Source organism: Microbispora sp. CL1-1, assembly GCF_012034195.1.
GTDB lineage: Bacteria > Actinomycetota > Actinomycetes > Streptosporangiales > Streptosporangiaceae > Microbispora.
The window spans coordinates 46355-71793 of the sequence record NZ_JAATEK010000015.1; the positions used below are offsets into that span (position 1 = coordinate 46355).

20 protein-coding genes are annotated in these 25439 nt (G+C 70.5%); 11 read left to right on the top strand and 9 right to left on the bottom strand.

The annotated features are described in order from the left end of the window. Positions 1-82: 82 nt before the first annotated feature. The 6 genes from HCK04_RS19250 (at position 83) to HCK04_RS19280 (ending at position 10082) form a co-directional block, all read left to right on the top strand. Entirely contained in the window at positions 83-2296 is a 2214-nt protein-coding gene (locus tag HCK04_RS19250) for an alpha-galactosidase (RefSeq protein ID WP_205830448.1), read from the top strand. 46 nt (positions 2297-2342) lie between these two features. Continuing rightward, complete coding sequence (locus HCK04_RS19255) at positions 2343-3698, top strand: extracellular solute-binding protein (RefSeq protein ID WP_142648755.1); 1356 nt, start codon at positions 2343-2345, stop codon at positions 3696-3698. Between the two features lie 185 nt (positions 3699-3883). Continuing rightward, positions 3884-4837 (top strand): sugar ABC transporter permease, encoded by a 954-nt coding sequence (locus HCK04_RS19260; RefSeq protein ID WP_185948997.1) that lies wholly within the window; start codon positions 3884-3886, stop codon positions 4835-4837. Beyond that, positions 4834-5745, top strand: a complete 912-nt coding sequence (locus HCK04_RS44260) for a carbohydrate ABC transporter permease (RefSeq protein WP_205830449.1) — start codon at positions 4834-4836, stop codon at positions 5743-5745. The genes HCK04_RS19260 and HCK04_RS44260 overlap by 4 nt, the downstream gene beginning before the upstream one ends. 176 nt (positions 5746-5921) lie before the next feature. Then, positions 5922-8615: a hypothetical protein gene (locus tag HCK04_RS19275; RefSeq protein WP_185948998.1), complete on the top strand. Its 2694-nt coding sequence runs from the start codon at positions 5922-5924 to the stop codon at positions 8613-8615. Positions 8616-8741: 126 nt separating this feature from the next. Then, on the top strand, positions 8742-10082 hold the full coding sequence (locus HCK04_RS19280; RefSeq protein WP_142648757.1) for a glycosyltransferase family 4 protein: 1341 nt from the start codon (positions 8742-8744) through the stop codon (positions 10080-10082). Here HCK04_RS19280 and HCK04_RS19285 read toward each other — a convergent pair. The 3 genes from HCK04_RS19285 to HCK04_RS19295 are packed head-to-tail and all read right to left on the bottom strand — an operon-like array spanning position 10040 to position 12136. Further along, positions 10040-11308, bottom strand: a complete 1269-nt coding sequence (locus HCK04_RS19285) for a cytochrome P450 (RefSeq protein ID WP_142648758.1) — start codon at positions 11306-11308, stop codon at positions 10040-10042. The genes HCK04_RS19280 and HCK04_RS19285 overlap by 43 nt on opposite strands. A gap of 1 nt (position 11309) precedes the next feature. Then, positions 11310-11510 (bottom strand): ferredoxin, encoded by a 201-nt coding sequence (locus HCK04_RS19290; protein ID WP_142648759.1) that lies wholly within the window; start codon positions 11508-11510, stop codon positions 11310-11312. Further along, a complete protein-coding gene (locus tag HCK04_RS19295; protein ID WP_142648760.1) occupies positions 11507-12136 on the bottom strand; it encodes a TetR/AcrR family transcriptional regulator in 630 nt (209 codons plus the stop codon). The genes HCK04_RS19290 and HCK04_RS19295 overlap by 4 nt, the downstream gene beginning before the upstream one ends. A gap of 125 nt (positions 12137-12261) precedes the next feature. Between HCK04_RS19295 and HCK04_RS19300 the strand changes: the two genes are divergently transcribed. The 4 genes from HCK04_RS19300 (at position 12262) to HCK04_RS19315 (ending at position 16839) form a co-directional block, all read left to right on the top strand. Next, entirely contained in the window at positions 12262-13392 is a 1131-nt protein-coding gene (locus HCK04_RS19300) for a histidine kinase (protein WP_142648761.1), read from the top strand. 200 nt (positions 13393-13592) lie between these two features. After that, positions 13593-14744 (top strand): glutathione-independent formaldehyde dehydrogenase, encoded by a 1152-nt coding sequence (locus HCK04_RS19305; protein WP_142648762.1) that lies wholly within the window; start codon positions 13593-13595, stop codon positions 14742-14744. Between the two features lie 140 nt (positions 14745-14884). Continuing rightward, positions 14885-15790: a D-isomer specific 2-hydroxyacid dehydrogenase family protein gene (locus HCK04_RS19310; RefSeq protein ID WP_142648763.1), complete on the top strand. Its 906-nt coding sequence runs from the start codon at positions 14885-14887 to the stop codon at positions 15788-15790. A gap of 302 nt (positions 15791-16092) precedes the next feature. Next, entirely contained in the window at positions 16093-16839 is a 747-nt protein-coding gene (locus HCK04_RS19315) for a hypothetical protein (RefSeq protein WP_168066062.1), read from the top strand. A gap of 116 nt (positions 16840-16955) precedes the next feature. Here HCK04_RS19315 and HCK04_RS19320 read toward each other — a convergent pair whose 3' ends face one another. The 5 genes from HCK04_RS19320 to HCK04_RS19340 form a co-directional block, all read right to left on the bottom strand. Continuing rightward, the gene (locus HCK04_RS19320) at positions 16956-18167 is read right to left on the bottom strand and encodes a fumarylacetoacetate hydrolase family protein (RefSeq protein WP_142648765.1); all 1212 of its coding nucleotides are present in this window, start codon (positions 18165-18167) and stop codon (positions 16956-16958) included. Then, positions 18164-19345, bottom strand: a complete 1182-nt coding sequence (locus HCK04_RS19325; protein ID WP_142648766.1) for a mandelate racemase/muconate lactonizing enzyme family protein — start codon at positions 19343-19345, stop codon at positions 18164-18166. Before HCK04_RS19325 ends, HCK04_RS19320 begins: the two co-directional genes overlap by 4 nt. An 8-nt stretch (positions 19346-19353) precedes the next feature. Next, positions 19354-20184, bottom strand: a complete 831-nt coding sequence (locus tag HCK04_RS19330; protein WP_142648767.1) for a carbohydrate ABC transporter permease — start codon at positions 20182-20184, stop codon at positions 19354-19356. Next, positions 20184-20996 (bottom strand): sugar ABC transporter permease, encoded by an 813-nt coding sequence (locus tag HCK04_RS19335; RefSeq protein ID WP_205830450.1) that lies wholly within the window; start codon positions 20994-20996, stop codon positions 20184-20186. Before HCK04_RS19335 ends, HCK04_RS19330 begins: the two co-directional genes overlap by 1 nt. Positions 20997-21197: 201 nt before the next feature. Next, complete coding sequence (locus tag HCK04_RS19340; protein ID WP_168066064.1) at positions 21198-22337, bottom strand: sugar ABC transporter substrate-binding protein; 1140 nt, start codon at positions 22335-22337, stop codon at positions 21198-21200. A gap of 263 nt (positions 22338-22600) precedes the next feature. On the opposite strand from HCK04_RS19340, the gene HCK04_RS19345 reads away from it, so the two are divergent. Then, positions 22601-23368 carry an IclR family transcriptional regulator gene (locus tag HCK04_RS19345; protein WP_142648770.1) on the top strand — a complete coding sequence of 256 codons (768 nt, stop codon included), beginning with the start codon at positions 22601-22603 and terminating at the stop codon, positions 23366-23368. 171 nt (positions 23369-23539) lie between these two features. On the opposite strand, the gene HCK04_RS19350 is transcribed toward HCK04_RS19345, so the two are convergent. Continuing rightward, entirely contained in the window at positions 23540-24883 is a 1344-nt protein-coding gene (locus HCK04_RS19350) for an alpha/beta hydrolase-fold protein (protein ID WP_168066066.1), read from the bottom strand. Positions 24884-25439: the final 556 nt, after the last annotated feature.

The following is a 25439-nucleotide window of genomic DNA, read 5'->3' on the forward strand; positions in this document are numbered from 1 at the left end:
CCGCCGTTCTCCCCGCGAGGGGCCGTCGCCCGCACGCCGCAATGACCTCCGGAGAACCCGGCGCGATCGTCAGGAGACGCAGGTGAACGCACGGCACACCGAGACCAGCCTGGTGTGGGGGCACTCGGCACTGCGGGTGGTGATCGCCATATCACCCGACGGTGTGGTGAGCATCCGCGAGCTGGGCGCGGGCGACCCGGGGCCGAGGCCGCCCGCCCAGCCGCTCGTGGAGGTGCTGCTGGCTGGACAGGGCCGCGCACGGGCCTCCCACCGCTTCTCCGACACCGCCGTGGGCCGCCGCTTCACCTACGTCGGGGCCGAGCAGGCCCGCGACGGGCGGTGGCACGAGCTGCGGATCACCCTCCGCGACGAGCACACCGGTCTGGAGGCGCACGCGCACCTGCGCTCGGCCGAGGGCGTGCCGGCCGTACGGTCCTGGACGACGATCACCAACCGGGGCGTCCGGGAGGCGGTGGTGCTGGGCGTGACCTCGTTCGCCGCCGGGTTCCCGGCCGGCTCGGCCGACGGGCTGCAGGTCGTACGCGCCGACAGCGAGTGGCTCGGCGAGAGCCGCTGGCGCGTACGCCCGCTACGTGAGGAGATGGCCGACCTCAACCTGCCGCTGCACGGCCAGGACGGCCGGGGCCGCCTGGCCGTCACCAGCACGGGCGCCTGGTCGACCGGGCAGCACCTGCCCACGGCGGGCCTGCTCGACCCGCACTCGGGCCGGGCCTGGCTGTGGCAGATCGAGCACAACGGCCCGTGGCGGTGGGAGATCGGCGAGCGCAGGGACGGCGTCTACGTCGCGTTGCTCGGCCCCACCGACATCGACCACCAGTGGCACACCGTCCTCGCCCCCGGCGAGTCGTTCACCACGGTCCCGGCGTCGGTCACCGTCTCCTCCGGCGGACCGCACGGTGCCTATGACGGCCTGCAGGGTGCCTATGACGGCCTGCAGGGTGCCTATGACGAACTACAGGGTGTCTATGACGGACTGCATGGCGCGGCCGCCGCGCTGACCGCCCACCGCCGCGCGCTGCTGCGCCCTCATCCGGACCGGACCCGCCTGCCCGTGGTGTTCAACGACTACATGAACACCCTCATGGGCGACCCGACGACCGCGAAGCTGCTCCCGCTGATCGACGCCGCCGCCGAGGCGGGCGCCGAGGTGTTCTGCATCGACGCCGGCTGGTACGACGACGACGGCGACTGGTGGGACAGCGTGGGCGAGTGGCAGCCGTCCCAGACGCGGTTCCCCCGGGGCATCGAGGAGGTCCTCGGCCGCATCCGCGAGCGTGGCATGATCCCGGGGCTCTGGCTGGAGCCCGAGGTGATCGGCGTGCGCAGCCCGATGGCCGACAAGCTGCCCGCCGAGGCGTTCCTGCAGCGCGGCGGCACGAGGATCGTCGAGCACGGCCGCTATCACCTCGACCTGCGGCATCCGGCCGCCGTCGCCCACCTCGACGAGGTCGTCGACCGGCTCGTGGAGCAGCTCGGCGTGGGCTACTTCAAGCTCGACTACAACATCGACCCCGGCGCGGGCACCGACGTGCACGCCGTCAGCCCGGGCGCGGGGCTGCTCGCCTGCAACCGGGCCCATCTGGCGTGGCTGGAGGCGGTCCTCGACCGTCATCCCGGCCTGATCCTGGAGAACTGCGCCTCCGGCGCGATGCGCATGGACTACGCCCTGCTGTCGCGGATGCAGCTCCAGTCGACCAGCGACCAGCAGGACCCCCTGCGGTATCCGCCGATCGCGGTGGCCGCTCCCCTGTCCGTGCTGCCGGAGCAGTCCGCGAGCTGGGCCTACCCCCAGCCGGACATGGACGACGAGCGGGTCGCCTACAGCCTGTGCACCGGCATGCTGGGCCGTCTCTACCTGTCCGGCCACCTGCCCACCATGACCGCCGCGCAGCGCGAGTCGGTCAGGGCGGCCGTCACCGCCTACCGGGGCATCCGCGCCGGCCTGGCCGAGGCCGCACCCGTCTGGCCGCTGGGTCTCCCGGGCTGGGCCGACCCCTGGCTCAGCCTCGGGCTCGTCACCCCCGGTCACACGTACGCCGGGGTCTGGTGCCGTACGGACGAGCCGGCGGCGGCCTCGCTGTCCCTCCCGCACCTCGCCGGACGCCGGGTGGACGTCGAGGTCGTCTATCCCCGCCATCTGCCCGCCTGGGACGTGGAGTGGGACCAGGAGCGGGGCCGGCTCACCCTCACCAAGCCGGTTTCCGGCCCTTCCGCCCGAATATTGCGTATTTCACCCGTCTCGTCATCCTCGCCCGTTTCATCCCCCCTGCTCTGAAATCCCGGGCCTGCGGTCCGGGCGCCCCCGGAAGAGAGATCGACCCATGAAGAAATGGCAGACCCTGGCGGTCGTCGCCGCCCTCGCCGCGGGGGCCGCGGCCTGCAGCGACCCCTCCGTGGACCCCTCCGTGGACCCCTCTGCGGACTCCGCCGCGCAGGCCGGCGGCACCGCGGGCGGTTCGGCCGCAGTCACCTGGCCCGAGCCGACGGCCAGGCTGGACGGCGTCACCCTGACGATCTGGGCCGCGCAGAACAGCAACACCGTGCCCAAGCAGGTCGTCGACGCGTTCGGCAAGGCCACCGGCGCGAAGGTCGACATCGTCACCATCCCCGACCCGTACGAGCAGGGCGTGCAGACCAAGGTCGCCACCGGGGACAAGCCCGACCTGGCGTTCTGGCAGCCGACCGCGTCCATGCTCACGGCCGTCAACGCCAGGGCCAACCTGCAGCCGCTGGACCAGGCCCCCTGGCTGTCGAAGCTCGCGCCGCAGCTCAAGGACATCACCGGGATCCTGGACGGCACGCGGTACGCCGCCCTCATCACCAGCCCGGCCGTCGAAGGCGTCTACTACAACAAGGAGGTCTTCGCGGCCAACGGGATCACCGAGACCCCGAAGAACTTCGACGAGATGATCGAGCTCGGCCGCACGCTCAAGGCCAAGGGCGTCACCCCCTTCTACGAGATGGCCGGCGACCGGTGGGCCACGCAGTGGTGGGTCCAGGTGCAGCTCGCCGACGCCGCCAGGGACGGGCTCTGGGACAAGATCAACAAGGGTGAGGAGACGTTCTCCAGCCCGGTCGTGCTCGACGCGATCAAGAAGTACAAGTCGCTGATCGACGAGGGGCTGTTCAACAAGGACATCAAGACCGCCACGTTCGAAGACCAGGGCAAGGCCCTGCTCGACGGCAAGGCGGCCATGGTCGTGCAGGTCAACTCGTTCTTCGGCCAGCTCCAGGCGACCGCCGACACCGCCACGCTCGACAAGAGGATCGGCTTCTTCCCGATCTCCCCCAGCGGCAACGTCGGCACCTTCATCCCCGACCAGTCCAACGCCCTCGTGGCGTTCAAGACCGGTGACGCCAAACGCGAGGCCGCCGCGCGCCAGCTCCTTTCGTACTGGATGGGCCCCGGCTACAAGGACTTCGTCGCCGACCGCAACACCGTGTCCCTGGAGACCGACGTGCCGAGCCCGGCCTCGGTGCCCAAGGCGCTGCAACAGGTGCACGACTCCCTCGGCGAGGCCGTCGGCTCCATGCAGGCGCTCGCCGTGGCCAACCCGGACCTGTACATCAACCTCGCCGACATGATCACCGGCACCATGACGCCCGAGCAGGTGGCCTCCGCCACCCAGGAGCAGTTCGCCCAGCTCGCCAAGGCCGCCGGCGCGGCCGGTTTCTGACCCACGAGAACACCCGCCCGAGGACACCCGTAAAGGACACCCGCCCGATCCACACCCGCCCGACGACCCGCGCCCACCGCCAGGTTATCGCCAGGTTCATTGACAGGTTCAACGACAGGTCTATCGACAGGGCGCGGAGACCGCGGCTCGCCCGCCTCTCCGCGCCCGGCACCTGAGGACATGCCATGCTGACTGCCACGGACACCCCCGTCCCGGACCGGCCGCTCGCGCCGCCGCCCGCCCCGCGCGGTCCCGCCGGCCGCACCCGCCGCAGGCCGGACCGGACCCACCCGATGTGGTTCATGGCCCCGGCGCTCGCGATCCTGCTGGTGTTCTTCTTCCTGCCGACCGCGTTCAACTTCGTCTACGCGTTCACCGACTGGTCGGGCTTCAAGAGCGCCATCCGACCGGTCGGGTTCGACAACTTCGCCGACCTCGCCTCCAGCGGCACGCTGTTCTCCGCGCTGCGCATCACCGTCGTCTACGCCGTGCTCGTGGCGGTCTTCCAGAACCTCTTCGGGCTGGGCCTGGCTCTCCTGCTCGAACGGGACACCTGGGTCAACCGCACGCTGCGGGTCTTCTTCCTCATCCCGGTGCTGATGTCGGCCCTGGCCGTCGGCTACGTCTTCCAGGCGCTGCTCAAGCCCGAGGGCAGCCTCAACCAGCTCCTGTCGCAGCTCGTCCGGCACGACGTGGACTACGCCTGGCTCGGCGACACCCGATGGACCATCGTCGCGGTCGCCGTCGTCCACGCGTGGAAGTGGATGGGCCTGTCGATGCTCATCTATCTGGCCGGGCTCAAGACGATACCGGAGGAGATCATGGAGGCGTCCCGCATCGACGGCGCCTCGCGCTGGCACGCGTTCCGGCGGCTGCGCTTCCCGCTGCTCGCCCCCGCGATCACGTTCAACGTCGCCACCGCCCTGCTCGGCTCCATGAACGGCTTCGACATCGTGCAGGCCACCACCGGCGGCGGCCCGGCCCGGACGACCGAGATCCTCAACATCTTCATCTACCGGACCTTCGGGCAGGGCCTGTTCGCCCAGGCCACGACCATGAGCCTGGTGCTGTTCCTGCTCGTGTCGCTCATGGCCTTCCCCGTCATCCGCATCCTGCGCAAGCGCGAGGAGATCCTGTGACGCCGCACTCCCCCGCCCGCCGCAGCCCTGCCCGCCAGAATCCTGCCCGCCAGATCCCTGCCCGCCGCAGCCCCGCCGCCTCCGGGCGTGTCTCGTTCGCGACCCGCCTGCAGCCGTTCGCCGCCACGGCGCTCGCACTGGTCACCATCGGCATCCCGCTGTGGCTCGTCGTGGCGACCGCGGGCAAGTCGCGGGGCGAGGCCCTCATCCCGAACCTCACCCCGCCCGCCCACTGGCACCTGCTGGAGAACCTGGGCGAGGTGTGGCGCGAGGGCGAGGTGCCCGCGGCGTTCTTCGGCAGCCTCCTCGTCGTGGTGCCCGCCGTGATCGGCGTCCTGATCTTCGGGTCGATGGCGTCCTGGATCCTCGCCCGGCGCGCCACCCGGCTCAACGCCGTCCTGTACGCGCTGGCCATCAGCGGCATCATCCTGCCCCCTGCGGTGGTCACGGTCGTGCTGCTGCTGCGCCAGCTCGGCCTCGCCGGCAGCGCCGTCGGGATGATCGGCGTCTACATGGGCATCTACATGTCCACCGTGATCTTCTTCGTCACCGGTTTCGTCCGCACCATCCCCGTCTCGCTGGAGGAGGCCGCCCAGATCGACGGGGCGGGGCCGGTGCGCGTCTTCTTCCACGTCGTGCTGCCGCTGCTGCGGCCGGTGCTGGCCACCGCCACGATCCTCGTCTGCCTCTACGTCTGGAACGACGTCTTCTACGCCTTCTTCGTGGTGGGCGGCCGCCTCGACACCCTGCCGCTCAACCTCTTCCGCGTCGCCGGCGCGGGGCTGTATCTCAACAACTGGCACCTCATCTTCGCCTACGTAATCCTCATGAGCCTGCCGCTCGTCGTGGTCTTCGCCGTCGCCCAACGCAAGATCATTTCCGGCATCACCAGCGGCGCCGTGAAGTGAGCGCCATCACGTGAGCGCCTCCGGCCGGCCACGGCCGGCGCTGTTTTCGCCTCCCGGCGGTGCCCGCCGAGCCCGCCGTACCACCCCCGCCGTATCACCCCCTCCGGGGCGCCCGCGCGTCCCGGTGACAGGAGAGGACACCCATGCACCGACAAAGGTCATTCCGGCGTGCCCGCGTGACGGCCGTGACCACGGCCCTCGCCGCCGCGGCCCTGAGCACCGGGCCCGTCGCCGGACCGGCGGGCGCGGACACCGCCGCCGAAACCGCCCCCGGAACCGCCGCCGAAACCGCCCCCGGAACCGCCGCCGGAACCGCCGCCGGAACCGCCGCCGGAACCGCCGCTGGAACCGTCACCGACACCGCCGCCGCCGCCGACGTCGTCGCGGTGGACTTCGCACAGCGCACCGGGCCGGTTCACGGCGGCGCGACCGGCATGCTGTACGGCCTGTCCGACCCCGGAGTCCCGGGAGACCCCCTGATCGCCGGTGCCCGGCCGCGTACGGTCGCCCAGAAGGCCCCGGACGGCGACCAGCATCCCAACGGCGACGCGCTCAAGATCGCGGACGGATTCTTCGCCGCGGGCGGGGAGGAGATCGTCGTCTACATGCAGGACGTCTACAGCAAGTGGCCCTATGAGAACCTCGGCATCGACGACTACCTCGCCAAGGTCGACGCGATGGTGCGCAAGGTCGTCGCGGAGCGCCCGCGGGACAAGGACAGGTTCGTGTGGGTGCCGTTCAACGAGCCCGACGGCATCTGGTATCAGAACTGGTCCACGATGAAGCAGAAGTTCTTCGCCGACTGGAAGGCGGTCGTCGAGCGCATCCGCTCCATCGACCCCGGCGCCCGCATCGTCGGCCCCAACGAGGCCCGCTACAACCCCGGCCGCCTGCGCGACTTCCTCACCTGGGCCAGGGACACCGCATGCGGCGGCAGGAGCTGCCTGCCGGACATCATGGCCTGGCACGAGCTGTCGCACGGCAGCCTCGCCGCCTACCGGGGCCACTACGCGGACTACCGGCAGATGGAGCGCGACCTCGGCATCGGCCCGCTGCCGATCAACATCGACGAGTACGGCAACCGGCGTGACATGTCCGTGCCCGGCCAGATGATCCAGTGGATCGCCATGTTCGAGGACACCAAGGTGGACGCCGACATGGCGTTCTGGACCTACGCCGGCAACCTGTCCGACCACGCCGTGCGCACCCGCCAGGCCAACGGCGCGTGGTGGCTGCTCAAGTGGTACGCGGACCTGACCGGGCAGACGGTGAAGGTGACCCCGCCGCGGCCGGACGTCCCCGACACGGTGCAGGCCCTCGCGGCCGTCGACCCCTCCGTACGGCGGGGCACCGTGCTGGTCGGCGGCGGCGCCGCGCCGGTCCGGCTCGACGTCTCCGGGCTCGACCCGGCGGTCTTCGGCAGGCAGGTCGACGTCGTCGTGTCCAGGACGACGTGGACCGGATATGAGGGAGACGCGACGCAGCCGCCGGTCGTCGCGGCCACCCGGACCACCCTGCACGACGGCACACTGCGGGTGGACCTGCCGGGCGGCGACGTGATGGCCGCCTACCGGGTCACGATCGTCCCGTCGAGCGGCGGGGCGCCCGCGGCCGACGCGCCGTGGAGCGTCTCGGTGGAGGCCGAGTCGGCCACGCTCACCTCGGCCCAGGCGTACGACCAGGACACCACGGCCGACCCGCAGCTCTACGCGACCTCCGGCAAGCGGGACGTCGGCTCCATGAACACGGCCCGCTCCGCCGTCACGTTCCCGGTGACCGTGCCGCGCGACGGCCGCTACCGGCTGGGGATCTTCCAGGGCGCGAACAAGGCCCCCGGCAGGCACGCGCTGTTCGTGGACGGGAAGCTCGACCGGATCGTGCAGTATTCGGCCGACCTCGGCTGGACCTACCGCGGCCGCACCGACGTGGAGGTCGAGCTGACCGCGGGCACGCACGAGCTGTCCCTGCGCACCAGCACCGACGGCACGACCCCGCTGCCGGGCAGCGACGTCACGCTCGACAGGTTCGACCTCACCGAGATCACCGGCCCCGAGCGGGCGGCGTACCCGGCCGACGAGGCCCGGCTGTCCGGCGGCGCGGGCGTCGTCCGCGAGGGCAGGGGGCCCGCCGTCACGCTCGGCGGCACCGCCCGGGCCACGTTCTTCGCCGCCGTGAGCGAGGACGGCTACTACGACCTGACCTTCTCCTACAAGGCGGCCCGGGCGGGCGATCTCGACGTCCGCGTCGACGGGCGGCGGATCGCGGGTGTGCGGGCGACCCGCCCGGGCGAGGCGGCCTCCCGGGCCCGCGTCTATCTCCCGGCCGGCGTCTCGGTGGTAGAGGTGGGCGGCCCGGCCGGCCTGCGGCTGCGCGGCCTGACCACGGTCAGGGCCGAGGAGGCGGACGCCGCGGCCCACCGGATCGAGGCCGAGCAGGCACAACTCGCCGGAACGGCCCGCGTGGTCACCGTCCCGGCCACGAGCGGCTCGAACGCCTCCGGAGGCGCCTATGTGGGCGACCTCGGCAACGGCGCGGGCAACACGCTCACCCTCACCAGGCCCGCCGGGTTCGGCCCCGGCGAGTACGTCCTCGTGGCGCACTACGCCAACGCCGACAGGAACACCGGTCACCCGTACAACACCGACGTGATCAGCCGGTTCCTCGACATCACCGAGACGGGCGGGGCGACGACGCGCGGCGTGTTCCGGCACGACTACGCGTGGGACAACTTCTGGTCCCAGGCGACGCCGCTCACCCTGACGACCCCCTCCGGGGCACTCGTCCTCGGCAACGCGACGGCGTACGCGCCCAACCTCGACCGGCTCGAGCTCGCGCGGCTCGTGCTGGAGGTCGACAACAGGGCCACGTGACCGGCCCGGCCCGCCGTACCCCCGTGCGGTGGGCCTTCCTCCCCTCGCGCCCACACGAACGGAACGACCGGGGTGTCTCCGGGGCCGTCTTGGCCGGGCGCGGGGTGAGCGGCTAGGTTCGCGCCCATGCCCTCCGCCGATCACGTCTCCCCCGGCGTCCGCGTCTACGCCGTCTGCTCGGAGGTCCCGCCCGACGTCGTCGGCGGGCTGGGCCGCTACGCCGAGCGGATCATGGACGCCCTGCGGGATGCGGCGGCGCCGGTCGTGGTCTTCGGCGCCATGGCCCGCCGTGGCCCGGCGCCCCGGACGGAACGCCGGGGCGACGTCACGCTGCACCGCCTCCCCACCCCCGGTTACGGCCGGCGCGAGGGCTCGGGCGTACGCCGGCTCGCCAGGATCGCGGGACTGCTCGCGTTCAACGTGCGGGCGGCCGCCCGGATCATGGCGGCCGAGGCGGGACGGACCGGGGCGGTCGTCGCCGTGCACGACTGGATGGGCTGCGTGGCCGGGATCCTGTGCCGTGTGCTGGGGCGGCTGCCGGTGGTGTTCCATGTGCACACCCGCGAAATGAACGCCTGCGATCCCGGGCGCCGGTCGGCGTACGCCGTCCTCCTCGACCTTCTGGAGACGGCCCAGGCGAGGACGGCGCGCCTGATCGTCGTGCCGAGCGTCCGCATGCGCGACGGCCTCGCCGCCCGCGGCTGGCCCGCGGACCGGATGGTCGTCGTGCCGCACGGCTTCGAGGATCCCGATTTGCTGCGGCTGGCCGGGCTGCCCGGCGGCGACCGCGACCGGATACGCGCGGAGGTGCGGCGGCGCTACCTGCCCGGCGGGCGGGGCCGGCTCGTGGTGTTCGCGGGGCGGCCGTCGCCGCACAAGGGGGTCGGCACGCTGATCCGGGCGGTGCCGCGGGTCGTCGCCGAGCACGGCGACGCGCGGTTCGTGCTGATCGGCGCCGCGGCCCCGCAGACCGGCGACGCCGAGACGGTGGCCCGGCTGATCGAGCGGACGCACACCCGCGGGCACGTGGTCGCCGGCAACCGCTTCCTCGCCCCCGCCGAGGTGTTCGCGCACTTCCTGGCCGCCGACGTCTGCGTCTTCCCGTCTGTGTACGAGCCGTTCGGCCTGGTCGCGGTCGAGGCGATGGCCCTGGCCCGCCCGGTGGTCGTCGGGCCGGGCTACTCGCCGGAGGTCATCGGCGACGGCGCCGTCCGCTGCGCCGCCGACGATCCCGGCGAGCTGGCCGCGGCCCTGCTGCGCCTCCTCGGCGACGCCGGGGAGGCGGACCGGCTCGCCCTGCGGGGAGCCGCGTACGTGCGGGAGCGCTACAGCTGGGCGCGCACCGCCCGGCGCACCCTGGAGGCGTACGCCGTCGCCGCGCGCCGCCGCGGGGACGTGACGACGGCCGGGCCGCCCGGCGGTGGTCAGCCGATGCGGAGAGGAAGCGTGCGCGGTCCCCGCACCTGACCGGGGGCCCAGGTCACCGCCGAGGGGTCGGCGAGGCCGAACACGGGGAGCCGCTCCAGCCAGACCTCCAGCGCGACCCGGAGCTCCATGCGGGCCAGATGGGAACCGACGCAGCGGTGGATGCCGAGGCCGAACGCCACGTGCCGGTTGATCTCGCGATCGATGATCACCTCGTCGGCCCGGTCGAACTGCGCGGGATCACGGTTGGCGGCCGGGAACGACAGCAGGATCCAGTCGTCGGCCTTCATGTCGACGCCGCGCCAGTGCATGTCCTCCTTGACCAGCCGCGCCATCGTGACCGGCGCGTACGCCCGGAGGAACTCCTCCATCGCGGTCGGCAGCAGGGCCGGCTCGGCGACCAGGCGCTCGCGGTCGGCCGGGGTCTTGGCCAGGTGCCACAGCGAGGCGCCGATCGCGCTCCACGTCGTGTCGATCCCGGCGATGAGCAGCAGGGCCATCGTGCCGGACACGTGCGAGGGTTCGAGCTTGCGGCCGTACAGCTCCGCGTCGATCAGATAGGTGGTGAGGTCGTCGCGCGGATTGGCGACGTGGTCGCGGATCTGCTCCAGCAGGTAGTCGAACAGCTCCGCCATGTTCGCCATCCGCTGCTCCGGCGGCAGGTTGACGCCTTCGAGCGCGTGCTCGACGAACTCCCGGAATTTGGGCCCGTCCTCGGGCGGGAAGCCCAGCATGTCGGAGATGACCCGCATCGGGATGTGCTGCGCGTAGTCACGGGCGGCGTCGACGATCTCCGCGCCCTCGAACCCGTCGATCAGCGAGTGGCAGAACGCCCGCGCGGCCTCCTCCCGCTTCGCCACCTCCTTCTTGGTGAACGCCGGGAGCAGCAGCTTGCGCGCGTCGTGGTGGAACGGCGGGTCGGAGGAGATCGGCGGCACGGCCCCCACCGGCGCGATCTCGAGGGGCGGCCGGTAGTTGCTCATGACGACCGCCCGGGAGGAGAAGCGCTCGGTGTCGTACGCGATCGCCGCGACGTCCTCGTATCGCGTCGGCAGCCACCCGCCGCCGAACCTCTCCGTACGCGCGATCGGGCAGCGCGCCCGCAGATCGTCCTGGATGGGGTACGGATCGGCGGCCCACTCGGGCTCCATGTGGGAGAAGTCGGTCGTCCAGTCGGAGACCGGGCCGGTGATGATCTCGCTGCGCACACCGAGGGGCTGCTCCTCCCCCTCCCGGAAGTCGCGGACGAAGCGATCGTCGACGGTCATCTCAGGCCTCCTCGGCGAGGACGATCGCCTTCTCCGGGCAGTTGGAGGCCGCGACCCGCGCAGCGCGCTCGCCACCCGGCGGCACGAGGCCGTCGCCGGCGACCTGGCCGTAACCCTCGTCGTCCTCGGTGAACAGGTCGGGCGACAGGTCGTAGCAGCGGCCGTGTCCCTGGCAGCGCGCGGGATCGATCTGCACTTTCACTGGTGTTCCCCTTGTTTCGGTGGCGTCCGCGAAGTCGGGTCGGTCGGGGCGATGGCGGCGACGAGGCGGGTCAGCAGGGCGGTCCACTCCTCGTCACCGACGGCGTGCAAGTCCGGGGTGAGCAGCGCGCTGCCCATCGCGAGCAGGAGGCACAGGTGGGCGACGGCGCCGGGTGAGAGCGCCGGATCGATCTGGCCGTCGTCCTGGGCGGCGCGCACGAGCCCGGCGAGCCAGCCGGCCCGCTCGCCGACGTAGTCGTGCATCGGGCGGGCGACGTCCTCGTCGCGGCGGGCCGCGACCAGCGCCTCGGCGATCAGGGAGCCGCGGGCGTCGGGACGGCACGGGAGCCGGCGGCCCACGGCGACGAACAGCTCCGCGACCGGCAGGCCGGGGTCGGCGGCCAGCATGTCGGCCAGCAGCCGCGGCCCGTGGGCGCGCAGCGCGGCCACGATCAGCTCGGCCTTCGAGCCGAAGTGCGCGTACAGGGCGCCGTTGCTCACACCGGCCGCCGCGGCGATGTCCGCCACGCGCGTGCCGTCGTACCCGCGCCGGGCGAACACGTCGACGGCGGCGAGCAGCAGCCGCTCCCGCGTCTCGGCGGCGGTGACACCAGCGATCCGGCCCACCAAAGAATTAAATGGTCGTTCATTTGATTGCGTCAAGACCACGCCCGCCGGCATGTAGGTAATCGCCGGGCAAAAAAGGAAGGTCAATGGGCCAGAGCACCGGATAAAAGTCGCAAAATAGCAGAGTGTTGAACAAATGGGACGCACATCGCGACTGGCTCGTCGACGTGGCACTGGCCGCGGCCGTCATCGCGTTCACCATCCCCACCACGCTCACCGGCTACAGCTTCTCCCTCTGGGGCGGTGCGCCGGACGCTCTCGAGATCGTGGCAGGGGTGCTCACCGCGGCGGCCATGATGGTGCGGCGCCGGACCCCCTGGCCCGCGATCATCACCTCGGTGGTGTGCGCCTGCGTCACCGGGCAGGTCGTGCCGATGATCCTCGCCGTCTTCTCGATGACGGCCGAGCACCGCGTGCGCCGGTGGCAGTACATCGCCCTGGCCCTGACGGTCTTCTACTTCGCCGTCGACTACCGCAGCCCGCACAGCGACCACTCGGTCTACCTGAACCTCGTCCGCGCGGTGACCCTCATCTATCTGCCCGCGGTCGTCGGCACCTGGGTCAACGCCTACCGCCGGCTCATCCGGGAGCTGCGTCTCGGCGTACGCGAGCGCGAGGAGATCGCCGCCTCCGAGGAGCGCCGCAAGATCGCCAGAGAGATGCACGACACCGTCACCCACGCGGTCACCGCCATGGTGCTCAACGCGGGCATGGCACGCGACGCCACCGAGCCGGACGAGATCCGGTCGCTGACGGCGACCATCGAGGACAAGGGCGTGCAGGCGCTCGGCGAACTGCGGCAGCTGCTCACCGTGCTCCGGCGCGACGAGGGGGACCTCGCCGAGGGCACCGACGCCATCGCCCGGCTCGTCGGCGAGGCGAAGGCGAGCGGGCTCAAGGTCGATCTCCGCCTCCACGCTCCCCCGGGGGCGTTGCCACGGCAGGTCTCGCACGCGTGCTACCGCCTGGTGCAGGAGGGGCTGAACAACGTGCGCAAGCACGCGCCGGACTCCATCGTCAAGGTCACCTGCCAGGTCACCGGCGACGAGGTGGACGTCTCCGTGGTCGACGCCCCGGACCACGCCAACCCCGGCGCGAAGGCGGTCAAGCCGGCGCCCTCCCTCGGCGGCGGCTACGGCCTGGCCGGCATAAGGGAACGCGTCTTCCTCGCGCAGGGCCGGTTCTCCTCCGGCCCGACCCCCGAAGGCGGGTTCGCCCTCGCCGCCCGGCTTCCCCTCCGGGTCTCCCACGATTGAAGCGGTTTTTCCCTCATCCAGTGGGGTAGGTGCCTGTCGTACCCACGGGTACGGCGGGCACCTGAGCCCGAAAACGCAGCGGCCCGGAGCGCAGTGGCCGGTCCGCACGGGCCCGGCTCGCATCGACGCCGGGCCGCCGTCGCGGAAGCGGGGCGGCACGCCGCTTCGCACGCGCCAAACGATCTCGTTTGAGGGTAGCCATGAAAGCCGTGGTCTACGAAGGCCCCCGGCGGGTCAGCGTCACCACCGTGCCGGACGCCCGGATCGAACGGCACACCGACGCGCTTGTCCGCGTCACCACCTCCAACATCTGCGGCTCCGACCTGCACATGTACGAGGGCAGGACCACCTTCGAACCCGGCCGGGTCCTCGGGCACGAGAACCTCGGCGAGGTCGTGGAGATCGGAGACGCCGTCGACCGCGTCAAGGTCGGCGACATGGTGTGCCTGCCGTTCAACATCTCCTGCGGCTTCTGCGCCAACTGCGAGCAGGGCCTGACGGCCTTCTGCCTGACCACCAACCCCGCACCGGGCCTGGCCGGCGCGGCGTACGGCTACGCCGACATGGGTCCGTACAACGGCGGCCAGGCCGAGCTGCTGCGCGTGCCGTACGGGGACTACAACTGCCTCGTCCTGCCCGAGGACGCGTGGGAGAAGCAGACCGACTACGTCATGCTGGCCGACGTGTGGCCCACCGGCTGGCACGCCACGGTGCTCGCCTGCGTGCATCCGGGCGACACCGTCGTGGTCTACGGCGCGGGCCCGGTCGGGCTGATGGCCGCCTACTCCGCCCTGCTCAGGAACGCGAGCTGCGTGATGGTCATCGACCACCATCCGGACCGGCTGGCCAAGGCCGAGGAGATCGGCGCGATCGCGATCGACGACTCCCGGTCCAACCCCGTCGACCAGGTCCTCGAGCTCACCCAGGGAATGGGCGCCGACCGCGGCTGCGAGTGCGTGGGCTTCCAGGCGCACGATCCGGAGGGCGGCGAGCACCCCAACATGACCCTGAACAACCTGGTCAAGTCGGTCAAGTTCACCGGGTGCATCGCCGTCGTCGGTCTGTACGTCCCCCGCGACCCCCGCGGTGGGAACAACCTCTACAAGCGAGGCGAGGTGTCCATCGACTACGGCACCTTCTGGACCAAGGGCCAGACGATGAGCACCGGCCAGTGCAACGTCAAGAACTACAACCGCCAGTTGTGCTCCCTCATCCACGAGGCCGGCGCCCGGCCGTCCTGGATCGTCTCCCAGGAGCTGGGCCTCGACGACGCCCCCGAGGCGTACGCGCACTTCGACGCGCGGGAGAAGGGCTGGACCAAGGTGGTGCTGCACCCGAACGGGTTTCCCTGACCGCGCGGCGGTCGCCCACCTGGCGTCGCGCCCCGATCACGATCCGCCGGACCCCGTGATCAGGCGAAGCGGACGGACCCTACTCTTGGGGAGGAAAGCCGCGCCAGGGAGGCGTTCGGCGCGACCAGGAAGGGACGGGCGTGCTCACCGTCTGCGTTGCCCCGGCGGACCCGCCGCTGATCGTCGAATCCGTCCGTGCCGCCGGAGGCGAGGTCGTCGGCGATCCCCACCGGGCGGAGGCGCTGGTCTGGACCGACCCGCGGCCGGAGGGCGTGCGGGATTACCTGACGCCGAGCGTGCGCTGGGTCCAGCTCCCCTCCGCGGGTGTCGAACGGTGGACGCGGGAGAGGCTCGTCGACTCCACCCGCGTCTGGTGCTCGGCCGCGGGAGCGTACGCCCCGCAGGTCGCCGAGCACGCCCTCGCCCTGCTGCTCGCCGGGGTGCATCGGCTGGCCGCCGCCGCCCGCAGCCGTACGTGGCACCGCGACCAGCCCGGCACGCTGCGCGGGAGCACGGTGGCCGTCGTCGGCGCGGGCGGGATCGGCAGAGCCGTCATCCCCCCGCTGCGCGCCCTGGGCGCCGGCGTCATCGCGGTCAACCGCTCGGGTGAGCCCGTCGAGGGCGCGGACGAGACCGTGCCGTTCGAAAAGCTGGCCACCGTCTGGACCCGCGCCGATCACGCCATCCTGGCCGCGCCCGCCACCCCGGAGACCTACCGGATGGTCGGGCGTGACCAGCTGCGGGCCCTGGGCCCGCACGCGTGGCTGGTCAACGTGGCCCGGGGCGAACTGGTCGACACCGACGCCCTGCTCGCCGCGCTGCGCGCCGGGGAGATCGGCGGCGCCGCCCTCGACGTCACCGACCCCGAGCCGCTGCCGGACGGGCACGGCCTGTGGGCCGAGCCGAACGTGCTGGTCACTTCGCACAGCGCCAACCCGCAGGACCGCCTCACCGAGAGCCTCGCCGAACGGGTGCGCGAGAACGTCGCCCGCTATCTGCGCGGAGAGCCGCTCCTGGGCCGCATCGATCCCGTACGGGGCTACTGACACGACACTGCCGACGCGGGCCCGCTGACCCGGCAGCCCGCACGGTTCGCACGCTCTACGCGGGCGAAGCGAGCGCGGTTTGCGAGCGGCCGGGGCGGTTTTACGCGCGGCCTGGCGCGCGCGGCTCGCACGGCACGGCAGGCGTGGTTTACGCGGACCGGGCGGGCGCAGCTCTCGCGGCGCGGGAGGCGCGGGAGGCGCGGGAGGCGCGGGAGGCGCGGGAGGCGCGGGAGGCGCGGGAGGCGCGCGGCAGGGGCAGACGCGGTTCGCGCGGATTGTGCGGGTGCGGCGAAGATCGCCGGATGGTCTCCCCCAGCCCGTCGCGAGGGCGATTCGCGCTCTTCGCGCTCGCCGCCGCCATCGTCTGCGTCTGCTTCCCGCTGGCCGAACCGGCTCTGTGGAACGCCGACGGGAGCCTCAGGCCGAAGCTCCTCATCATGTTCGACCAGGCCGTGGAGCCGGTCGCGATCTTCGTGCTGGCGCTGCCGCTGGGAGCGCTGGTCGACCGGGCACGGCCCCGGTCCGTGCTTGTGCTGTCGGCGCTGCTGGGAGCGGTGGTCATCGTGTCCGTCGATGAGCGCGCCCGCGTACGTCCCGCCCGGTTTCGGGGCGCTGGCGGCGCTGCTGCTGCACCGCAGGCTCGGGGCCTTCCGTCTGGCCTGGTGGGCCCTGATCGTGACCGGACCGTTCACCCTGTTGCTCGCCTGTCCGGCACCGGGCCCGGGTGGGTCTGGTACGTCCTCGGGGCGGCCGTCCCGGCGACCGGAAGGCTGGTCGCCTCCGTCGCCCTGCTCAGTCATCGGCAGGCAGTCACGCCCCACCGGCTGCTCGGACGGACGGGCGCCGTGCTGGTCGTCCTCACCAGCGTGGCCGACGGCGTGGCGGGCCTCTTGGAGAGGCCCGCGGAGGGGCTGGCCGAGCTGGGCGGCGTCGCACCTGCGGCCCTCGCCACCCTCGCCGCGCTCGCCGCCGCCGTCCCGCTGCTGCGGGCCCGGCGATCCGCCGATCACGTTGCCACACGGCCGCCTATCCCGGAGCGTGCCGGCTGACGGACCGTGGTGGCAGGACGAGCCCGGCGGCCACCTGGGCTCCCGTCACTCCTGCGCCGGCGGCGAGGCGACCAGGCGCGGCGTCGGCCGTGTGGTGGAACGACCGACGACGATGATCACAGGAGTCCCCTCTTCACGAGATTCCCCATGAGATCGCGGACTCCGAAGTTCCATGGCTCGCACTCCTCGGCGTGCCGCACGCGGTTCACCAGGGTGCCGAGCGCGCCGGAGCTGATCCTGACGATGTCGCCGACCTTGTGCGTGAACCCCTCGCCGGGGCGGTCGCGGTCCTGGATCGGCGCGAACATGGTGCCGAGCATGAGGACCGCGCCGTCGGGATAGTGATGATGCGGGCCGATCATCTGCCGCACCAACGCCTCCGGATCACGTGACATCCGCGCCATCTCCGAGACGGTCTCAAGGCGGAAGCCGTCCACGCCCTCGATGTCCAGGCCCACCACGAGGCCGCGTACCCGTTCCAGGTCGAACCGCTCGTCGAAGAGCCGGATCAGCGGCCCCAGCGCGCACGAGGCGTTGTTGTCCTTCGCCCTTGGCAGCAGCAGCGCGGATCGGCCCTCGACATCACGGAGGTTCACGTCGTTGCCGAGGGTCGCCCCCACGATCCGGCCGCTCGACTGGACGATGAGCGCCACTTCGGGCTCAGGGTTGTTCCAGGTCGAGGCGGCGAGTACGCCGACGGGGACCGCGGTTCCCATGGCCGAGAGGATCTGACCCTTGGTGAAGATCTCGGCATCCGGTCCGATCCCGACCTCCAGGTACTGACTCCAGATGCCCTCGGCGACGAGGAGGTCCTTCAGCCGGGTCGCCTCCTCCGAGCCCGGTGACAGGCCGTGCAGGTCGGCTCCGAGGCCGGCGAGGATCCGCTGGCGAATGTCCGCCGCGAGCAGCAGGTCGCCGCGGGCCCGTTCTTCGATGATGCGCTCGATCATCGAGACGGCGAAGGTCACCCCGGCGGCCTTGAGCGCCTGGAGGTCGACCGGTGCGAGCAGCCAGGGCCGGGTGCGGTCCCGGTCCGCGGCTCCGGTGTTGGCGAGCACGTCACCGAAGCTGCCGACCCGCCGGCCGTCGAGCCTGGACACCACCGCGGCAGGGTCCGGCAGTTCACAGACGTCGCGGATCGTCGGGAACTCGGCACTGATGTCGAAGACGTCGCCGTCGCGGACGACGATGGGTGACGGCCCTTCGACGCCGGGATCCCAGATCCGGCCGATCAGGATGCTCTCCTCGGCGTCGTCCGGCAGCGCGTCGGCGGCCGTGCCGAACCAGTCGGCCTCGGCGGGGTACGCCTCGGACGATGCCCGGCTCATACGTCATCTCCCAGGTTGAAGAAGGACCGCTCGTCCGAGGGCCGGATGTCGAAGACGGCGTCCCGGAACATCCGCAGGGGGTGGGGTGTGAAGGGGTGCCGCGCGATCGCCTCGAGATCGAGTTCGATGCCGAGTCCGATCCCTGTCGGGATGATGACGTCGCCCTCCTTCGTGAGCACGAGTCGTTCGTTGGTGATCTCCGGGCGCCATGGCACGTCGGTCGCCATGATTTCCAGGTATCGGAAGTTGGGCAGGGTCGCCCCGAGTTGCAGTGTCGCCGCGGTGCTCAGCGGCCCGCTGGGATTGTGCGGGGCGAACCCGACGTAGCTGGTCGCGGCGAGCGTCGAGATGAAGGCCAGTTCGGCGATGCCGCCGGCGTGCGTCACGTCCGGCTGGACGAAGTCGACCGCCTGGCGGGCGATCGCCGGCGCGAAACCCTGCCGGCCGAACCATCGCTCTCCGGCGGCGATGGGCACCGGAGACGCCCGGCGGATGTCCACGAGGGCGTCGAGGTTGTCCGGCGGGCACGGCTCCTCGAACCACACCGGGTCGAACTGCGCGATCTCACGTGCGACCTTGATGGCGTGGCGGACGTCGAACCGGCCATGGCCCTCGATGAACAGCTCGACGTCGCGCCCGACGGCAGAGCGGACAGCGTCGATCTGCGCGAGCACGCGGTCCAGCTGCCGGGATGTGATCGTCAGGTCGAAATTCTCGAAGGGATCCCACTTGAGACCGCGGAAGCCGCTGTCGACGGTCCTCCTCGCGGCGGCCGCGTAATCCTCCGGCGTGACGGCTCCCGAGAACCAGCCGTTGGCATAGGCGCGAACGCGATCCCGGGTGGCGCCGCCGAGAAGCCGGGAGACCGGGACACCGAGCTCCCGTGCCGAGATGTCCCACAGTGCCATTTCGAGCGAGCTCAGCGCGGTCATGATGACCGGGCCGCCTCGCCAGTACCAGTCTCTGGCCAGCTCGTACAGGATGCCGGAGATACGGGTGGGATCGAGCCCCACCACGGCTTCGGCGACTTCGGCGATGGCCCCCTGGACGGCGCGCTCCTTGCCCTCCAGGGTCGCTTCGCCGAGTCCGACGATCCCCTCGTCGGTGGTGACGCGGACGATCACGAGATTGGTGCGGTAGAAGTCGACGACGAGGGTGTCGACCGAGATGATCTTCATGCTCCCGTTTACCCCTTCACGGCGCCGGCGGTCATGCCGGCCACCACATGCCTCTGCGCGAACAGGTAGAAGACGACGGCGGGCAGCGTGAACATGAAGGCGACCGCCATCACCGTCTGGATCGGCGTGCCCAGCTCGCCGATGAAGTTCGCGATCCCCACCGAGGCAGGCTGCTTCCCGGGCGTGAAGATGAATGTCACGGCGAACACGTACTCGTTCCAGGCGTGGAAGAACGCGATGACCGCGGTGGCCGCGATGGACGGCGCGATCAGCGGCACGTTGATGCGCGTCAGCACCGTGAGCGGCCGTGCTCCGTCGACACGCGCGGACTCCTCCAGCGCGCGCGGTATGCCGTCGATCGCACCCTTGAGAATGAGGGCGACGATCGGCAGGACGAAGGCGGAGTTGACCAGGATGAGGCCGCCCAGGGAGTCGAGCAGGCCGAACCGCCGGAAGAGCGAGAACAGCGGCACGACCATGAGCGCCTCGGGAAGCATCTGCGTGAACAGCAGAAGCACGGTCACGACGGCCTTGCCCCAGAACGAGAACCGCGAGAGCGCGTAGCCGAGCGGAATGCCGAGCCCGATCGAGAGGACCGTCGTGCCGACGGCGATCACCAGGCTGTTACGCAGCCAGCCCAGCGCCTTGCCTTCGGCCAGCGCGTCGATGAAGACCCCGAAATGGGAGAAGTCGGGGACGAGCCGAGCCTTCGCGGCGAACAGATCCGAGTTGCTCGACAGCGCCGTGACGATCATCCAGTACAGGGGGAAGACGGCGACGCCGAGCACGACGAGAACGCCGAGGATGCGCAGGGTCAGACCGATGCGAAGCGGCCTCATCAGCGGGCCTCCCTTTCGGCGGCGCGGGCGACGAACCGGCTGTCGGCGACGACGATGAGCGACACGACCACGCCGACCATGCCGATCGCCGCCGCGGAACCGAGCTGCTTGGAGTCGAAGGCCTGTGAGTAGAGGTCGATGACGAGCGTCTCGGTCGCGCCGACCGGTCCCCCCTTGGTCATCAGCCAGATGAGCTCGAACCGCCGCAGCGACCAGATGGTCATGAGGATGGCGAGCAGTCCGATGGTGGGCTTGATGACCTGCCAGGTGACGGCGCGGAAGGTCCACCACCGCCCCGCGCCGTCCACCGTCGCGGCCTCGGTCAGGTCCGAGGGCACGGACTGCAGCGCGGACAGCAGCACCACCGAGGTGAACGGGAACAGCTGCCAGATGGTCGTGGCGAGGATCGCCGGGAGGGCGTACGTCGGGCTGTCGAGGATGGCGCCGCCCGGGACGCCGAGGCCGACCGCGTCCAGGAAGCGGTTCACGATCCCGTAGTCCGGGTTGAGCATCCACGTCGCGATGAGCGCGACCGCGATGCCGGGCGCCGCCCACGGAATGGTGACCAGCGCGCGCGCCCACCCCCTGCCGCGGAATCCTTTGTTGAGAAGCAGGGCGACGGCGAGCCCGGATCCCACCGCGCCGACAACACACACGATCACGTAGATGAAGGTGGTGAGAAGGGTGCGGCGGAAGTCCTTGTCACCGAAGATGTGGGAGAAATTGTCCAACCCCACCCAGGTGCTGTGCGTGGGATTCAGCAGCGACGTCCGCGTGAAGCTCAGGAAGATCTCCTGAACCAGCGGAACCACCTGGAAGACGAGGATGAAGACGGCGGCGGGCGCCAGGAAGAGGTAGGGGGTCCATTTGCTCCCCCGTGGGCTGCCTCGACGCCGGGTCTCGGTTCGAGACCCTGAGGTTCGCTGTTGTTTCTGCACAGTCATCGCGTTCGGTCCTTGTACGGGTAGGACGCCGCCGGCGCGAGGCGTGCTCGCGCCGGCGGTCTCGTCCGATCAACCGACCAGTTGGGTCGCCTGCTCCTGGGCGCGGTCCAGCGCGGTCTTCAGGTCGACCGTGCCCTGGAGCGCCGCGATGACGTTCTGCACGACGATCTTGCGGATGTCCGGCGTCTTCGCTTCGAATCCCAGGACGATCTGGGGCAGGCTCGATTCGGTGAGGTCGTCGAACACCTTGAGGAACGGCGTCTCCTTGAGCTTTTCGGCGCTTCGCTGGGTGACCGTCGCCACGCTGCTCGCGCCGAGGATCTCCTGCAGCTTCACCTGGTTGGCCGGCTCGAGCGCCCAGCGGATGAAGGTGGCGGCCGCCTCCTTCGACGGACTCGCCTCGTTGATGACGATGGGCGCGAGGATCGCACCCTGGCTGCGGACCGGGAACGGGATGGGCGCGACGCTGAAGTTCAGATCGGGGTTCTGGCCGCGGGTCGCGGTCACGTAGCCACCGTTGTTGAGCTCCATGCCGACCTTGCCCTCGGCGAACATGCGGCGGAACGTCGCCGCGTCCGCGCCACGCGGGATCACCTTCGCGTCGTACAGGTCCTTGTACGCCTGCAGGCCCTTGAGGTTCTCGGGCGAGTTGATGGTCAGGTTCTTGCCGTCCGACCACTTGCCGCCGAAACCGTAGACGTAGTTGAAGATGTCCTGCCAGACACCGGCCTCCTCGGCCTCCGTCTGGCGGAACGCCAGGCCGTAGACGTCGCCCTTGGTCAGCGACTTCGCCGTCTTGACGAACTCCTCGTAGGTCGTCGGCGGCTTCGGGATCAGGTCGGCGTTGTAGAACATCGCGTAGTTCGACGCCTCGAAGATGATCCCGTCACGCCTGCCGTTGTGGACCATGAACTGGTCCGGCTGCTTGAGCAGGTCATACTTGCTGACGTCGATCAGGTCGTCGAGCGGCGCGATGAGGCCGGCGTCCGAGGCGGCCTCGAACTCGGGCATGTCGAAGCGGATGAGGTCGGGCCCCTTCCCGCTGCCCATCTGGGTCAGGACGGTCTGGCCGAAGGTCGGGTACGGCACCGCCGCGGCGGACACCTTGATCGCGCTCTGGCTCTTGTTGAAGTCTTCGAGCCACTCCGTGAGCAGCGGCCCGCGACCGGGGTCGCCGAACGTCGAGGCGGCGAAGGTCAGCGTGGTCACGCCGCCGGATCCGCTGCCGGAATCACTGTCAGAGCCGCAACCACTCAGGAAGGCGACGGCCGTACAGATGAGACTGGTCGCCACAGCCAGGCTACGGCGAACGCGATGTTGCTCCATTAGTTACTCCCATTTCCAACCGTTCGTTCCCCCCGAAACGCCGTTTTCTGCAACGATCGTAGCGACATGTGCAACGCTGTCAAGAAGTGCACGGTTGCGTGCCCTATGCTCTACATTGCGCATAGTGCAACGCAGGGAGGGCAGTAGTGGCACAATCCATCCAGCGTGCGATCAACCTGATCCGGGTGGCAGCGGAGCATCCGCTGACGCTCACAGAGGCCTCGGACGTGCTCGGCGTCCACAAGTCCACGGCTTTGCGGATCTTGCAAGCGCTCGAGGCCGCACGGTTCGTACGCAAGACAGGAGCGGGGACCTACGTGTTCGGAAGCGGGCTCATCGAACTGTCCGAGCTTGCGCTCAGTTCGATGGACCTGCGCCAGCTCGCGTCCGCGCATCTGCGCCGGCTCCAGCGGCAGACGGGCCATACCGTCCACCTGGCGCAGCTGACCGGCGACGAGATCATCTATATCGACAAGGTCGACAGCCCCGCGTTCGACGCGGTGAAACTACCGTCTCGGATCGGCCGGGCCGTCTCACTCTATGCGAGCGCCGTCGGAAAGGCGATCCTCGCCTACCTCCCCAGAGAGGACCGCGATCGCCTGCTCGCGCACGTCACGTTCGAGCGGCACACCGACACGACCATCACCGATCGCGACTCCTTCGAAGCCGAACTCGCCCAGGTCCGCGAGCAGGGCTGGTCCGTCGACAACGGCGAGCACGACGCCTACGTCATGTGCGTGGCCGCACCGGTCAGGGATTCCCGGGGCAAGGTCGTCGCCGCCGTCTCCGTCACCGCGATCGAGGTGATCGAGACCTTGGACCAGTTGAAGGAGAAACTTCCGCTGGTGCTGGAGACCGCGGCGCTGATCTCGGAAGAGGCCGGATACACGCCGGAGCCGCCGTCGGCGAGCTGAGTCGCGGCCTGTGGAGCATTTCGAGGTGCCGTCGGCGTTGGCCTGACACGCCGACTTCTCCCAAGACCTCCCCAGGCCGCGGGCTCGGATCGTTCGGAGGCCTTGCCGTGGCGTCCCCGCAGGTGAGAGGCGCCACGGCAAGGCCTCGCCGGATCGGCGGGATGAATCAGATCAGTCGACGGTCACCTGCGTGCTCTGTGATGCGTTGAACAGTTTGTCGCCCGGGTAGCGGGCGACGACGGGGTTGTCGAGAAGCGCGCGGTCGACGGCCTTGCGGAAGGTGGCGACACCGTTCTTGACCGGCGCGGATCCGAGGTGGGTGTCACCGGCGTAGAACTCGACCTTGCCGGTCGGGGAGGCGACGTTGGCGGTCACGGCGCCCACCGCGGCGGTCGCGGTGAGCCTGACGTTGTGGGAGTTCCCGGCGGGCGCGGCGGTGACGTCCAGGCCCGTCGTGGTGGTGCGGAACGCCACGTCACGCAGATAGAAGTCGAGCATCGGACGCCAGACATGCCAGGTGTGCATGCCGTCGACGTAGTACTCCTTGATCTCGACGCCGGCGGACCGCAACGCCTCGGCGCGCGTGTGCAGGCTCTGGGCACTGGTGCCGTCCTGCCGTCCGGTGCCGAAGAGGAGGCCGCCGGGCACCGTCTTCAGGCGGTCGATCTGCGCCTGCGAGGCGGCCGGCCCGCCGATGCTCCAGGCGGCGTCGTAGGCGAACAGGTCGGTGTTGTCGTACATGATGGTGAACGCACGACTCCCGCCCGCGGAGAACCCGCCGAACGCGCGGTCCTCCGGCCGGGTCGAGACGTGGTAGTTCTGCTCCACGAACGGGATGACGTTGTTGCGCAGCTCGTCGGCATACCCCTGATTGCCACCGGGCAGGCCGTTGAAGTCGGTGGACACGACCACCATGGGCTGCGCCACGCCGTCCTTGATGGCGTTCTCCACGATGTGGTGGGCCACGCCCTGCATCGTCCAGGCGATCGAGCTGTCCCCGGCGCCGTGGCTCAGATACAGCGTGGGGTAGGGCGTCGCCCGGTTGGGGTCGTAACCGTGCGGCGTGTAGACGACGATGTCATGCACCCCGGCCGGGTTGGTCGACAGCGGCGACGGATACCGCCGCGACTCCAGTTTCCCGGCCTCATGGGCTTTGACCGGCGCCTGGTAGCCGTTGTCGTAGGTGGGGAACTTCTTGCTGCCCGGCACGTAGATCGTGCTGCGCACCGCACCCGGCGCGCTCGGGTACTGGGGCTGCACTTCCCACCGGTTGGCCGGGTCGTCGTGCAGGGCGCAGCCGGTGGCCTCCACGTCGGTGCAGTCGTGGGTGAAGGCGTAGCGGAACGTTCCGGCGGGTAACGGGACGGTGATCTCCCATATCCCGTCGGCGCCGAGTTGCATGGGCAGGATGCGCCAGGGAGTGGCCGCGGTGTCGCCCGGCTGCCACTGTGACGGCGCGTGGTTGTCACCGACGTTGTCGGGCTGAGCGAAGAACCAGTCACCGTAGATTTGCACGCTGTCGACACCGGCGGGTGCCTGGTATCGGAACGTCACCGCGTACCCGGTCGGGGGTGCGTCGGTTTTGACCAGGGTCGGCCCCAGCGGCTTCGCCGGTGCCGCCGAGGCCGGAGGCGCCGACACCCCCACTCCCGTCACTGCGGCCGCGACAGTCAGGCCGGCCAGAAGCGACCTCAGCCTTCTACCTCGTTGGGTCCTCGGCGAACGATGGGGATAGGCGACCTGCACGTTGCTCTCCCTCCGAGAGTGAAATGTGGTCAGACGTAACGAATCGGACCTGACCGTTGCCGTGATCGTATGTGGGCACTCAACGATGTCAAGAGAAAATTGCATATGAGGTTTCAGGCGTTGCAGCATACGCAATGCAGCGCGCCCCGCTCGATCGGCAGCAGGTCCTCGATCTGCACTGACCGCGACGAAGCCACGACCCGGCCGAGATCTTTAGCCTAGTCCAGAGCGACTTTCATCTATTGACTCACAAAGTTTGCTCATGTTAGCGCTATCTTTCGCTGCGCCCGAAGGTTATGGTCGGCATTCAAGACCCGGACACCTG

Excerpts from the sequence above, each read along its gene's own strand:
- HCK04_RS19255 (WP_142648755.1), top strand. The coding sequence starts at position 2,343 with ATGAAGAAATGGCAGACCCTGGCGGTCGTCGCCGCCCTCGCCGCGGGG.
- HCK04_RS19260 (WP_185948997.1), top strand. The coding sequence starts at position 3,884 with ATGCTGACTGCCACGGACACCCCCGTCCCGGACCGGCCGCTCGCGCCG.
- HCK04_RS19280 (WP_142648757.1), top strand. The coding sequence starts at position 8,742 with ATGCCCTCCGCCGATCACGTCTCCCCCGGCGTCCGCGTCTACGCCGTC.
- HCK04_RS19285 (WP_142648758.1), bottom strand. The coding sequence starts at position 11,308 with ATGACCGTCGACGATCGCTTCGTCCGCGACTTCCGGGAGGGGGAGGAG.
- HCK04_RS19305 (WP_142648762.1), top strand. The coding sequence starts at position 13,593 with ATGAAAGCCGTGGTCTACGAAGGCCCCCGGCGGGTCAGCGTCACCACC.
- HCK04_RS19315 (WP_168066062.1), top strand. The coding sequence starts at position 16,093 with ATGGTCTCCCCCAGCCCGTCGCGAGGGCGATTCGCGCTCTTCGCGCTC.
- HCK04_RS19320 (WP_142648765.1), bottom strand. The coding sequence starts at position 18,167 with ATGAGCCGGGCATCGTCCGAGGCGTACCCCGCCGAGGCCGACTGGTTC.
- HCK04_RS19325 (WP_142648766.1), bottom strand. The coding sequence starts at position 19,345 with ATGAAGATCATCTCGGTCGACACCCTCGTCGTCGACTTCTACCGCACC.
- HCK04_RS19330 (WP_142648767.1), bottom strand. The coding sequence starts at position 20,184 with ATGAGGCCGCTTCGCATCGGTCTGACCCTGCGCATCCTCGGCGTTCTC.